At 70.6% G+C, this 11,799-nt stretch carries 10 protein-coding genes; 5 read left to right on the forward strand and 5 right to left on the reverse strand.

The features are described 5' to 3' along the window. Nucleotides 1-484 precede the first annotated feature (484 nt). Nucleotides 485-2,467 carry a M23 family metallopeptidase gene (locus ASF39_RS11070; RefSeq protein ID WP_244472371.1) on the forward strand — a complete coding sequence of 661 codons (1,983 nt, stop codon included), beginning with the start codon at nt 485-487 and terminating at the stop codon, nt 2,465-2,467. A 111-nt stretch (nt 2,468-2,578) separates the two neighbouring features. Here the strand turns inward: ASF39_RS11070 and gluQRS are convergent, their stop codons facing one another. The 4 genes from gluQRS to ASF39_RS11090 form a co-directional block, all read right to left on the reverse strand. After that, nucleotides 2,579-3,454 (reverse strand): tRNA glutamyl-Q(34) synthetase GluQRS, encoded by an 876-nt coding sequence (gene gluQRS / locus ASF39_RS11075; protein ID WP_056283836.1) that lies wholly within the window; start codon nt 3,452-3,454, stop codon nt 2,579-2,581. A gap of 73 nt (nt 3,455-3,527) precedes the next feature. Further along, nucleotides 3,528-3,719, reverse strand: a complete 192-nt coding sequence (locus tag ASF39_RS11080; RefSeq protein WP_055885294.1) for a hypothetical protein — start codon at nt 3,717-3,719, stop codon at nt 3,528-3,530. 130 nt (nt 3,720-3,849) lie between these two features. After that, nucleotides 3,850-4,122, reverse strand: coding sequence for a hypothetical protein (locus ASF39_RS11085; protein ID WP_056283839.1), 273 nt, complete (start codon nt 4,120-4,122; stop codon nt 3,850-3,852). 148 nt (nt 4,123-4,270) lie between these two features. After that, the gene (locus tag ASF39_RS11090) at nt 4,271-6,316 is read right to left on the reverse strand and encodes an ATP-binding protein (protein ID WP_056283842.1); all 2,046 of its coding nucleotides are present in this window, start codon (nt 6,314-6,316) and stop codon (nt 4,271-4,273) included. 266 nt (nt 6,317-6,582) lie between these two features. On the opposite strand from ASF39_RS11090, the gene trpA reads away from it, so the two are divergent. The 4 genes from trpA to ASF39_RS11110 all read left to right on the forward strand — a co-directional run bounded on the left by trpA (nt 6,583) and on the right by ASF39_RS11110 (nt 10,773). Next, a complete protein-coding gene (gene trpA / locus ASF39_RS11095) occupies nt 6,583-7,437 on the forward strand; it encodes a tryptophan synthase subunit alpha (protein WP_056283845.1) in 855 nt (284 codons plus the stop codon). A gap of 99 nt (nt 7,438-7,536) precedes the next feature. After that, on the forward strand, nt 7,537-8,454 hold the full coding sequence (gene accD, locus ASF39_RS11100) for an acetyl-CoA carboxylase, carboxyltransferase subunit beta (RefSeq protein ID WP_056283856.1): 918 nt from the start codon (nt 7,537-7,539) through the stop codon (nt 8,452-8,454). 39 nt (nt 8,455-8,493) lie between these two features. Beyond that, entirely contained in the window at nt 8,494-9,819 is a 1,326-nt protein-coding gene (locus ASF39_RS11105; protein WP_055885315.1) for a folylpolyglutamate synthase/dihydrofolate synthase family protein, read from the forward strand. Between the two features lie 132 nt (nt 9,820-9,951). Further along, nucleotides 9,952-10,773, forward strand: coding sequence for a hypothetical protein (locus ASF39_RS11110; RefSeq protein ID WP_056283847.1), 822 nt, complete (start codon nt 9,952-9,954; stop codon nt 10,771-10,773). A gap of 157 nt (nt 10,774-10,930) precedes the next feature. On the opposite strand, the gene ASF39_RS11115 is transcribed toward ASF39_RS11110, so the two are convergent. Continuing rightward, on the reverse strand, nt 10,931-11,632 hold the full coding sequence (locus ASF39_RS11115; protein WP_056283850.1) for a dihydrofolate reductase family protein: 702 nt from the start codon (nt 11,630-11,632) through the stop codon (nt 10,931-10,933). Nucleotides 11,633-11,799 lie beyond the last annotated feature (167 nt).

The raw sequence follows: 11,799 nt of genomic DNA on the forward strand, positions 1-11,799 counted from the left end.
AAGCGAAACCGCACCCCGGCGCCGCCGCCGATGGACAGCCTTATGACCGACCAACCCTCACACGTCAACACCGACACAACAGAAAAATGACAGGCCCACCGCAGGATCGGTGAACGGTGTCGTTCCGAGACGTCCCACGGCGTTCGACGCACCCTTCTTCCCTACCCGTTCCGTCACAGGCGGATCGCCAGAGTAGGGACATAGGCTGTCCGGCAGGGAACGATGCCGTCACGGTTCGGCGGATCGGCCGGTCCCTTTCATTGGCAAATACGTCACTGGCAAATGCGTCACGGTCCAGAACGTCACCCACAGCAGCGGCGCCTCATTCTCGACATCCTGCCTCACGACATGCTTGGTCGGTCCAAGCCCGCTCGGGGTGCCTGGCCACGACACCAAGGACTTCTGCGTGACGCGTGGGCGCCTCAAGATCGCGAAGCAGGATCAGGGTTACGCGGAACGCGAGACCGTCCGGGACGATCGGGGCATCGATCCGCCCCTGGCCCGGCTCGGTTCCGATGCCACCCGGATCGATCGCCGCGAGGTCAACCTGCGCTGGCTCTGCGCCAGCGCTCTCACCGGCTTCACGGGCGCGGGCCTCATCGGCGGCGCGATCTTCGTCTCCCTCCAGGGAGACGTCTCCTTTGCGGCGATCCCTGAGCGCGTCCCCGTGGTGGTCCGCCAATCCACCGACGAGGCCGGCATCAACCTCTCGCGCAAGGGCGACCGCCTGGTGCGCAACCTGATGATCGCCTCGGCCAAGCAGACCTTCCGCACGCCGGTGACGGTCCGTCTGGCGGACCGGGAGATCATCAAGGTCCGGCCGTTCATGCGGATCACCAGTGCGCTCTCCATGACCACCGGTGTGTTCGCGCCCGAGGTGCCGCGCTTCGATCCGATGAAGTTCATCTCCGACGAGCCGGCCGAGCGCGCGGCGGACCCCACCGTCGCCGACAGTCCGGGCGCCGAGGTCTCCGTGATCAAGCGCGATCTCGTGGGCCTCACCGTGGAGCCCGGCGCACCGGCGCTCACCGACGACGACGTCACCGCACAGGTCGCCGAGGAAAAGCGCCTCGCCGACGAGGCCGGCCGGCGCGCCACCATCCCCCTGGCGCCGCAGATGATGCTGTCGCGCACCCTGCAGCAGGCCGGGCCCGGCCCGGACTTCGACGCCGCCACCCGGTCGCAGGGCGAGGCGAGCCCCTTCAAGTCGATCGACGTCCTCGTGGTGCCCGAGAACGTCACCCGGCTCGCCAAGACCGAGATCCGCAGCGGCGACCACCCCCTGGTCGACGAGCGCGATCTCGCGATCAAACGCGGCGAAACCCTCGACTCGGTCCTCAAGGCCACCGGCAGCGCCACGGACGCGCAGGTGCGCGCCATCCTGTCTGCGTTGGGGGGCAAGGCCCGCACGGGAGACCTGCCCGAGGGCCAGCAGTTCCGGCTGCAGGTCGCACCGGGCCCCAAGCCCGGCGATCCGCGACAGATCACACGGGTCATCCTCTACGGCGAGAACGGCGTCGAGGCGATCGCGGCGATGACCGACCGCGGCGTCTTCGTCTCGGTGGCGCCACCCACCCAGGACGCGCCGGCGCGCAAGGGCCCGGCCGCCGTGGAGGCAGAGGGCGAGGAGGAGGACGGCGGTTCCGGCCCGCGTCTCTACCAGAGCCTCTACGAGACCGCCGCCCGGCACGAGTTGCCGCGCAGCGCGGTGGAGGACCTCGTGCGGATCTTCGGCTACGACGTCGACTTCCAGCGCCGCATCTCGTCGGGCGACGCCCTCGACGTCTTCTACGGCTACGACGAGGAGGCCGGCCCGGCCGCGGCCGAGCGGCCGGACCTGCTCTATGCCGCCCTCACCCTCAACGGCGAGGCGCGCCGGGTCTACCGGTTCCAGTCGCCGGACGACGGGACGATCGACTACCTCGACGACCAGGGCCGATCGCTCAAGAAGTTCCTCATCCGCAAGCCCATCGCCGACGGCATCATGCGCTCGGGCTACGGCTACCGGCGCCACCCCGTCCTCGGCTACGCCAAGATGCACACGGGCGTGGATTGGTCCAACCCGATCGGCACGCCCATCGTGGCGGCCGGCAACGGCACGGTCATCAAGGCGGAATGGGATTCCGGCTACGGGCGCCGGGTCGAGGTCCAGCACATCAATGGCTATGTCACCACCTACAACCACATGTCGCGCTTCGCCCGCGGCGTCTCGGCCGGGGCCAAGGTCCGCCAGGGCCAGGTGATCGGATACGTGGGCTCCACCGGTCTCTCCACCGGCGCGCACCTGCACTACGAGGTCATCATCAACGGCCATTTCGTGGATCCGATGAAGATCCGCGTGCCGCGCGGGCGCGAGCTCGACGGGCGCCTGCTGGCCGAGTTCCGGCGCCAGCGCGAGCAGATCGACGGCGTGATGCTGAAGGGCCGCAACGGTACGGCGGTGGCCCAGCGCGACCCGATGCGCTGACCCCACCTCATCCCATGTCGGTCGATCACGGCGTGGTGCGAACATGGGCTTCGCTCAGGCGCCGTCCGGGCTCGCCGATACGGTTCCCACTCGATTCGGGCGGTAACCGTATCAGCCGAATCCGACTTGGGCGCGCACGTCGCAGGCCGTCCAGCCGGCCGCCCTGAGATCGGCCAGCGATTCCGATCCCTTCGACTTGGCGAGCTTGTCGCCCTTCCCGTCGCGCACGAGGGCGTGGTGGTGATAGCGGGGACGGTCCAATCCGAGGAGGGCCTGGAGCAGGACGTGGATGTCGGTGGCGGCGAGCAGATCGGCTCCCCGCACCACATGGGTGACCGCCTGGGCATCGTCGTCGATCACCACCGCCAGGTGATAGCTAGCCGGCACGTCGCGGCGGCCGATCACGACATCGCCCCAGCGGTGCGGTTCTGCGATGCGACAGCCGGTGTCGCCGAAGGCGTCGAACGTCGTCCAGCGATGCGGGCCTGGAGCGGCGGCGCGGGCGCGCTCACCGTGCAGGCGCCAGAGCGGAAGCGCCCCGGCACTGCGGCGCACGGCGATCTCCGCGTTCGTCAGATCGCGGCAGGAACCGGGATAGTGGGGGACGCCGTCGGGATCACGCGGCCAGGGCCGACCGGTACGCGCTTCCAGGGTCTCGACGGCCGCCGACATCGTCGCGCGCGAGCAGAAGCACGGATAGGCGAGGCCACGCTCCGCCAGGGAGGCGATGACGTCGCGATACACGTCGATACGGGACGATTGATGCAGGACAGGGCGCTCGAAGCGCAGCCCGAGCCAAATGAGATCCGCCTCGATGGCGGCGATCAGGTCGGGGCGCGAGCGCACGGGATCGAGGTCTTCGATCCTCAGCAGGAGGCGGCCACCCATTCGAGCGGCCAAGTCGTCATTGAGGCACGCCGAATGGGCATGACCGAGATGAAGGCGCCCGTTGGGGCTTGGCGCGAACCGGAAGACGGGTGTGGTCACGCTCGATCAGCGGCAGAACACGTCACCCTCTGCGAAACCCGGCCGGCAGAGCGCCGGCCGAGTTCCAAACGCTTCAGCGGTCCCCGGCGCCCGAGAGCAGCTTCTCGATCTGCGAGAGACCGTTCTCACGGGCCTTGGCCTCGGTCGGCTGGCTGCGGTCGGACCGCTGCACCAGCTTGCCGTTCTTGCGGATCAACCACTGGTAGACGCCACCCGGGTTGGCGGGGGGCTGGATCTCCAGGGAGTACGGATGGGTGTTGGTCATTGTATCGCTCATTCCTCCGATATGGCACGGGCGGAGGGATTTCGCCACCCGCCGCGACCAAGAGAACTGAGCAAGAGCAGCGTCCCGGCCCTCCCCGCCCGGTCGTCGGCGTGCCGGAGGCGGCGTTTCGTCAGCCGCCGACCCGGCGCAGGCAGGCCGTCTGACCGGTGACGCAGGCGATGCCCGGCATCGAGCAGGCCACGCCCTCCGCGCCGCGCTGGCAGACGCGGCAGCCGTCGCCCCATTCCGCGCAGCTCTCGTCCGTGGCCGGGGAGACCGCATGCGGCCGCGTGGCGGCCGGAGCGAGCTGCGACAGCAGCACGCTCGCCAGGACGACCGCGGCGATGGCCAGCGCGATCATGCCGTCGCGTGCCGGTGAGGCGGAGGCGTTCTCAGATCCCATGACGTCCCAGATTCCGTGGCGCGGTGTTCGCGCGGCTGTCCGGATCTGTCAACGCGCGACCCGTGTCCTCGGGCATGGGGTTCGGGGACATGGGTTTGGGGGACATGGGCTCGGGGGACATGGGCTTCGGGACGCTTTCGGCATGGCCTCACGCCACGGCGCGGCCCTCCAGCACCCTCGGCAGCGCGCGCAGGTCGAGCGGCTTTGCCAGGAACCCGTCGAAGCCCGCATCGCGGGCGTCGCGTTCGTCGGCGAGGCCGGCGTTGGCGGTCAGGGCGACCACGTGCAGGCGCGGCCCTCCGGTCGCGGCCTCCCGGGCCCGGATGCGGCGGGCGGTCTCGAGCCCGTCGAGGCCGGGCATGCGGATGTCGATCAGGGCGAGGTCGAAACGATCCTCTCCTTGGGGGACTTCCGGGTTGGCGGGGCTCTCCAGGAGGGACAGGGCCTCCCAGCCGTCGCGGGCGAGGACGACGCGGGCGCCGAGCTTTTCCAGGGCGCGGGTCGCCAGGAGCGCGTTGATCGGGTTGTCCTCGGCCAGGAGCACGCGCAGGCGCCGGGTCGCGGGCGACCGGACCGGCAGGGCGGCGGGGGAGGACGAAGGAGCCGGAACGCGGGGCGCGAGCAGGCGATCGAACAGGGAGCGCGCCCGCACCGGTTTGACGAGATAGCCGTCGAAGCCGGCGGCCCCCGGAGCGCCGAACTCGCGCCGGTCGAACGGCGACAGGAGGATGAGGCTGCAACGCACGCCCCTGCGGCGGGCCTCGAGCGCCACCGCGCGCACCGCCACGTCGCCCAGGGCACGGTCGGCGATCACCGCATCGAACGCCGTGCCGTCGAGGGCGGCGATGGCCTCCTCGGGAGTCGGCACGATCACGGCCGCGGCACCCGACCGGGACAGACAGCGTGCCAGGAACGGCCCCTGGAACGGCGAGCCGGCCACGATCAGGACGTGACGGCCCGCCAACGATACCGGGACGGCGGGGGCGCCGTCGCCCGGGGCCAGGGGCAGGACGACCTCGAAGGTGCTGCCGCTGCCGAGGATCGAGGTCGCCGCGATGCGCCCTTCCATGAGGTCGACGAGGCGCCGGGTGATGGCGAGACCGAGGCCGGTGCCCTCGTGGCGCCGGCTGGCGCTGCTGTCCTCCTGCTCGAACTCCTCGAACAGGGCCGGAATGCGGTCCTGCGGGATGCCCGACCCGGTATCACGGACGCGCAGCACCACCCCCTCCGGCGACGTCGCGATCTCGACGCCGACACCGCCCTGGGCCGTGAACTTGACGGCGTTGCCGGCGAGGTTGGTGAGGATCTGGCGCACCCGGTCGGCATCGCCCACCACCGTGGCGGGCAGGTCGTCGGCGAGGTCGAGGGCGATCTCGATGCCCTTGTCCTGCGCCCGCGGGGCGAGGAGCTCGACCACGCCCTCGGCCAGGGCACAGAGGTCGAAGGGCTCCGCGGCCAGGTCGAGCCGGCCGGCCTCGATGCGCGAGAAGTCGAGGATGCCGTCGATGAGCGAGAGCAGGGCCTTGCCGGAGGTGCGCACGGCCTCGACGTAGGTGCGCTGCTCGGCATCGAGGCCGGTGTCGAGCACGAGGTCGGCCATCCCGAGGATCCCGTTCAGCGGCGTGCGGAACTCGTGGCTGACCGTGGCGAGGAAACGCGACTTGGCGACGCTGGCGGCCTCGGCCCGGCTCAGGGCCTCGTCCAGGGAACGGGCCGCCTCGACGCGGGCGGTGACGTCGGACCCGGCGCGCAGCCATTGCACCTGGCCCTGCGCGTCGCTCACAGGCATCTCGATGAAGGAGAACCACCGCGCCGGCCCTGAGACCGGCCTCACCTGCACCTCGATCCGGCGCACGCCGTCGGCGCGGTCCTCGGTCGGTCCCTGCGCCACCACCGGCAGGATGGTCGTGGAGCCGACGAGGTCGATCGGCGCCCGCCCCAGGAGCCGCGCGAAGCCGTCGCTGGCGAAGGTGATGCGCCCCTGCGCGTCGCGCTGCACGACGACGTCGGTGGTCGCCTCGACCAGCGCCCGGTAGCGTTCCTCGCTCTCCGAGAGCTGCCAGATCCGATCCTCGAGATGCTCGATCTCCGAGACCTCCCCGGCGGCGGCGGACCGGCGGCGCCCGACGGCCGCGACGGCGGCCGCCCCCGTGAGCCCCGCCAGCAGGCAGGCGACGACCTCGATCCAGACCATCTCGCCTCCCCCGGCGTCGCCGCTGCCGCGGGCGATGGTGGCGAAGAAGCGTGAAGGACGCCTTTACCGCCCGGCGCCCGGATCGCCGGCCGGGTCGGGCGCCGCTTCACGGGCCGGTCGCGATGGTGTAGCGCGAGCGATCGAAGACGGGCCCGGCGCCCGCGAGCCCGCTCCCGACGGGATGTCCCCGACCGGGATGTCCCCGGGCCGGCCGGCAGCCTTCCGCGCGGACACCGACCGCCAGACGCATTCCGAGACGTGACGCCATGACCGAGACGACTTCGCCCACGACCCGCATCGATGCCACCTTCGCCCGGTGCCGGGCGGAGGGGCGGGCCGCCCTCGTCACCTACGTCATGGCCGGCGACCCCGATGCGGAGACCTCCCTGCGGATCCTCGAGGCCCTGCCGGGTGCGGGCGCCGACATCGTCGAGTTCGGGCTTCCCTTCACCGACCCGATGGCCGACGGCCCCGCGATCCAGGCCGCCGCCCTGCGCGCCCTCAAGGGCGGCCAGGGCGTGGTGGCGACCCTCGACCTCGTGCGCCGGTTCCGGGCCGGGAATGCGGGCACGCCGGTGATCCTGATGGGCTACTACAACCCGATCCACGCCTACGGCGTCGACCGCTTCCTCGACGATGCGGTGGCGGCGGGCATCGACGGCCTCATCGTGGTCGACTTGCCGCCGGAGGAGGACGACGAGCTGTGCCTGCCGGCGCTGGCCAAGGGCCTGGCCTTCATCCGCCTCGCCACGCCCACCACCGACGCGCGGCGCCTGCCGGCGGTCCTCGCGAACACCGCCGGTTTCGTCTACTACGTGTCGATCACCGGCATCACCGGGACCGCGACCCCGGACTTCGGCCGGGTGGCCGAGGCGGTGTCGCGCATCCGCCTTCACACCGACCTGCCCATCGTGGTGGGCTTCGGCGTCAGGACGGGGGCCGATGCGGCCGCGATCGCCAGGGGGGCGGACGGCGTCGTGGTCGGTTCGGCGCTGGTGGACGCGCTGCATCGCTCGCTCGACGCGCAGGGTGCGGCCGGGTCCGGCACCGTGGATGCAGTGAGCGGCCTCGTGCGCGATTTGGCCGCCGGCATCCGGGAGGCGGCCGGCACCCGGGCCTGAGCCCCGCCGGCAACCTGCGAACGGGCCCTTCGTCGACCCGAGCCTTGAACGACGGGTCGCGCGCACCGAAGTCGCGTTGAGAGGAACGGCGTCTGGATGATGGTGGAACCGATGAACTGGATCTCTGAGGTCGTCCGGCCCAGGATCAAGACGCTGTTCAAGCGCGAGACGCCCGAGAACCTCTGGATCAAATGTCCGGACACCGGCCAGATGGTCTTCCACAAGGAGGTCGAGGGGAACCTGTGGGTCATCCCCGGCTCCGAGCATCACCTGAAGATGAGCGCCCAGGCGCGCCTCAAGATGATGTTCGACGAGGGCACCTGGATCGACGTGCCCCTGCCCGAGGTGGCGGCCGATCCGCTCCGGTTCCGCGACGAGAAACGCTACGTCGACCGGCTGCGGGAGGCGCGCGCCAAGACCGGCATGACCGACGCGTTCAAGATCGGGTTCGGCCGGGTCGGCGGTCTGCCCATGACCCTGGCGGTCCAGGATTTCGCCTTCATGGCCGGCTCCCTCGGCATGGCCGCCGGCGAGGCCTTCATCCGCGGGGCCGAGACGGCCCTCGACAAGCGCACCCCCTTCGTCCTGTTCTCGGCCTCGGGCGGCGCGCGCATGCAGGAGGGCATCCTTTCGCTGATGCAGATGCCCCGCACCACCGTGGCGATCCGCCGGCTCAATGCCGCCAAGCTGCCCTACGTGGTGGTGCTGACGAACCCGACCACGGGCGGCGTCACCGCCTCCTTCGCGATGCTGGGCGACGTCCACCTCGCCGAGCCGGGGGCCCTGATCTGCTTTGCCGGCCCCCGCGTGATCGAGCAGACGATCCGCGAGAAGCTGCCCGACGGCTTCCAGCGCTCGGAGTACCTCCTGGCCCGCGGCATGGTGGACCAGGTCGTCCATCGCCACGCCCTCAAGGAGACCGTGGTGCGCCTGTGCGGCTTGCTGATGGACCAGCGTGCCGACGCCGGTCCGCCCCGGCCCGCCCCGCAACAGCCTTCCGTGGCCGAACCGGCCTGACCCCGACGACGCAAGCGGCTTCCTATGGATTCCTCCGCCATGGATTCCTCCGACGCGCTCATGGCGCGCTTCCTCGCCCTGCATCCGCGCACCATCGACCTGTCCCTGGGGCGGATCGAACGGCTCCTGGCGCGCCTCGACCATCCCGAGCGGCGGCTGCCGCCGGTGATCCACGTGGCCGGCACCAACGGCAAGGGATCGACCATCGCCTTCATGCGGGCGATCCTCGAGGCGGCGGGCCTGGCCGCGCACGTCTACACCTCGCCCCACCTCGTGCGGTTCCACGAGCGCATCCGCATCGGCGCCATCGGCGGCGGCCATTTCGTGCCCGAGGAGCGCCTGGCCGAGGCGCTGGCGCGCTGCGAGGCCGTGAACGCCGGGGAACCGATCACGGTGTTCGAGATCACCACGGCCGCGGCGCTGCTGCTGTTCTCGGAGGCGCCGGCCGACGTGCTGCTCCTCGAAGTCGGCCTCGGCGGCAGGGTCGACGCCACCAACGTCATCGACAAGCCCGCCTGCGCGGTGGTGACGCCGATCGGGCGCGATCACGCCGAATACCTCGGCGACACCGTCGAGGCCGTGGCCACCGAGAAGGCCGGCATCTTCAAGCGCGGCTGCCCGGCGGTGATCGCCGCGCAGGATTACGCCGAGGCGGACGCGGTCTTGTGCCGCCATGCGGACGCGGTCGGGGCGACGCCGGTGTGGGTCGGCAACCAGGACTTCTCCGTCCACGAGGAGAACGGCCGCCTCGTCTACCAGGACGAGACCGACCTGTTCGACCTGCCCCAGCCACGCCTGTCGGGGCGCCACCAGTTCACCAACGCCGCCACCGCGATCGCGGCCCTTCGCGCCGCGGGCTTCGGCGACATCGGCGTCGAGGCGGTGGAGGCGGGCCTGCGCAACGTCGAATGGCCCGGCCGCCTGCAGCGCCTCAACCGCGGCCGTCTCGCAGACCTCGCTCCTGCGGGCGCCGAGCTCTGGCTCGACGGCGGCCACAACGTCGACGGGGGCCGCATCCTGGCCGCGGCGATGGCGGATCTCGGCGAGCGCAGCGACGTGCCCCTCGTGATCATCGCGGGCCTGCTCGGCACCAAGGACGCGGAGGGCTTCCTGCGCAACTTCGTCGGGCTGGCGCGCGGCCTCGTGGCCGTGCCGATCGCCGGGCAGATGGCGGCCCGCCCGGCCGAGGAGATCGCACGCATCGCCACCGACGTCGGCCTCAACGTCACGATCGCGTCGGGCGTCGAGGCGGCTCTCGAAGGGCTGGCCGACACCGCGTTCGAGAAGCCGCCGCGCATCCTGATCTGCGGATCGCTGTATCTCGCAGGCGCCGTACTGGAGGCCAACGGCACGCCGCCGACCTGAAGACTCGTCCCGGCACAGGGCGAAAGACGTCGCAACTTCACGTCCGCCAGTCGTGTGTCCTCGGCGCTACAGCTTAGCAAGCCCGGATCGATTAGCTTCCCTTCGAACGGACTTCGTTTCTGGGGACAACCGATGAAAAAGCTTCTCACCTCGCTCGCCGCCTTCACCGCGCTGACCACCGTCGCTTCGGCCGCCGACCTTCCGCGCCGCGCCGCGCCGCCGGTCTTCGTTCCGGTCCCCGTCTTCACCTGGACGGGCTTCTACTTCGGTATCAACGCCGGCTACGGCTTCGACGCCGGCAACCAGGACCGCAACGTCTACGACAACGTGTTCCCGAACCTCGTTCGCAGCGGCAACCTCACCGGCTTCGCCGCCGGCCCGTCGCAGATCGCCTTCTCCAACAGCTCCAACGAAGGCTTCACCGGCGGTGGCCAGGTCGGCTACAACTACCAGTTCACCCCGGGCTCGGGCCTGGTGGTCGGTATCGAGGCCGACGCCCAGTACGTCGACTTCGGCCGTAACCGGACCAACTTCGTCCTGACCCCCGGCTTCGCCCCGATCGACGGCAACGTCACCTTCGTCGATCCCCGCGGCACCGCCAGCCTCGACTACTTCGGTACCGTGCGCGGCCGCATCGGTTACGCCTTCGACAAGGTCCTGTTCTACGGCACCGGCGGCTTCGCCTACGGCGCCGGCAGCAACGAGCGTTCGTTCGGCGGTGTCGAATACGCCCTCCCCACCGACTCCTTCCTGAACTTCTTCAAGTCCTCGGCCGTCACGCTCAAGGTCGAAGGCCTGTACGTGAACCTCGAGAACAACAACCGCAACGCCGGCATCTACGCCTTCGACACCAACGGCGTCGTCTACCGCCAGCCCGGCTTCACGAACCGCAGCAACGGCACCGAGTTCGCCGTCATCCGCGCCGGCCTGAACTACAAGTTCGGCTCCTACTAGGATCGTCCTCCGCCACGGCGGATGATGCCGGACACCGGGCCCCGATTTCGGGACCCGGGCTCGGCATCGGTCGGACCCGGCGCATGAAAGAGGCCGCCCTGGCGACAGGGCGGCCTCTTTCATGTCGTGCATGACCCGATCGGCAACCAATGCGGGCTCAGCCGGTCGCCGGTTCGGCGTCCTCGACCCGGTAGCGAAGCCAGACGGTGCCTCCCTCCAGGGTCTCGGTGTGGAAATGGCGCAGAGCCTTGCCCGCCGCGGGCCGTTCATTCGGCTCTCCATGGTACTCGAAGATCGTCGGCACCCCAGCGAGGCCGTCGACGGCCGGCGAAACGAGCAGGCTGACCTCGTCGATCAACCCCGCCTTGAGGAAGGCGCCGTTGATGATGCCGCCGCCCTCGAGCAGGAGGGTCTCCACGCCGAAGGTCGCGCCCAGGGTCGCCATCGCGCCGGCGAGGTCGCGTCCGTCGCGCCCCGCGAAGAGATAGGAGACGCCGTCCTCGCGAAGCTCGGCGAGGTAGGCGTCCGGCACATCCTCGCCCAGGACCGCCACGACATGGTCTCCGCCCACGTCGTCCCGGCCGTAATGGACCTTGCCGTGCGGATCGATGGCGACGGCCAGATCCCGCCCCTTCCGCGCGCCGACATGCGTTCCCCGCAGGTCCCCAGGAACGCAGGCCGGCGTTCGCAGCACGCCCTTGGCGATCTCCGCCATGGTCGTGCGTCCGACGATCCAGCCCTGCGCATCGAGGCGGGCGGCGGTCTCCTCATAGTGACGGTGGACCAGCCCGCCCTGGATTCCCGCCGCCGCTGGGGTCCAGCGGCTGGGGTGGAGCCGGCCGTCGATGGAGCTGCCCATGTGGCAGACGATCCTGGGACGCATGACGACGCCTTCCGGTGGTTCGCCTCAAGCCACGTCGGGCATGCGGTGGATGAGCTTGTCGAGGGTGATGGGGTATTCGCGGACCCGGACGCCGGTGGCGTTGTGGACGGCGTTGGCGACCGCCGCGGCGACGCCGCAGATGC

Origin of the sequence: Methylobacterium sp. Leaf108, assembly GCF_001423265.1 — a bacterium.
Classification (GTDB): Bacteria; Pseudomonadota; Alphaproteobacteria; order Rhizobiales; family Beijerinckiaceae; genus Methylobacterium.

Excerpts from the sequence above, each read along its gene's own strand:
- ASF39_RS11115 (WP_056283850.1), bottom strand. The coding sequence starts at position 11,632 with ATGGGCAGCTCCATCGACGGCCGGCTCCACCCCAGCCGCTGGACCCCA.
- ASF39_RS11080 (WP_055885294.1), bottom strand. The coding sequence starts at position 3,719 with ATGACCAACACCCATCCGTACTCCCTGGAGATCCAGCCCCCCGCCAAC.
- ASF39_RS11105 (WP_055885315.1), top strand. The coding sequence starts at position 8,494 with ATGGATTCCTCCGACGCGCTCATGGCGCGCTTCCTCGCCCTGCATCCG.
- ASF39_RS11110 (WP_056283847.1), top strand. The coding sequence starts at position 9,952 with ATGAAAAAGCTTCTCACCTCGCTCGCCGCCTTCACCGCGCTGACCACC.
- ASF39_RS11085 (WP_056283839.1), bottom strand. The coding sequence starts at position 4,122 with ATGGGATCTGAGAACGCCTCCGCCTCACCGGCACGCGACGGCATGATC.
- ASF39_RS11090 (WP_056283842.1), bottom strand. The coding sequence starts at position 6,316 with ATGGTCTGGATCGAGGTCGTCGCCTGCCTGCTGGCGGGGCTCACGGGG.
- accD (WP_056283856.1), top strand. The coding sequence starts at position 7,537 with ATGGTGGAACCGATGAACTGGATCTCTGAGGTCGTCCGGCCCAGGATC.
- trpA (WP_056283845.1), top strand. The coding sequence starts at position 6,583 with ATGACCGAGACGACTTCGCCCACGACCCGCATCGATGCCACCTTCGCC.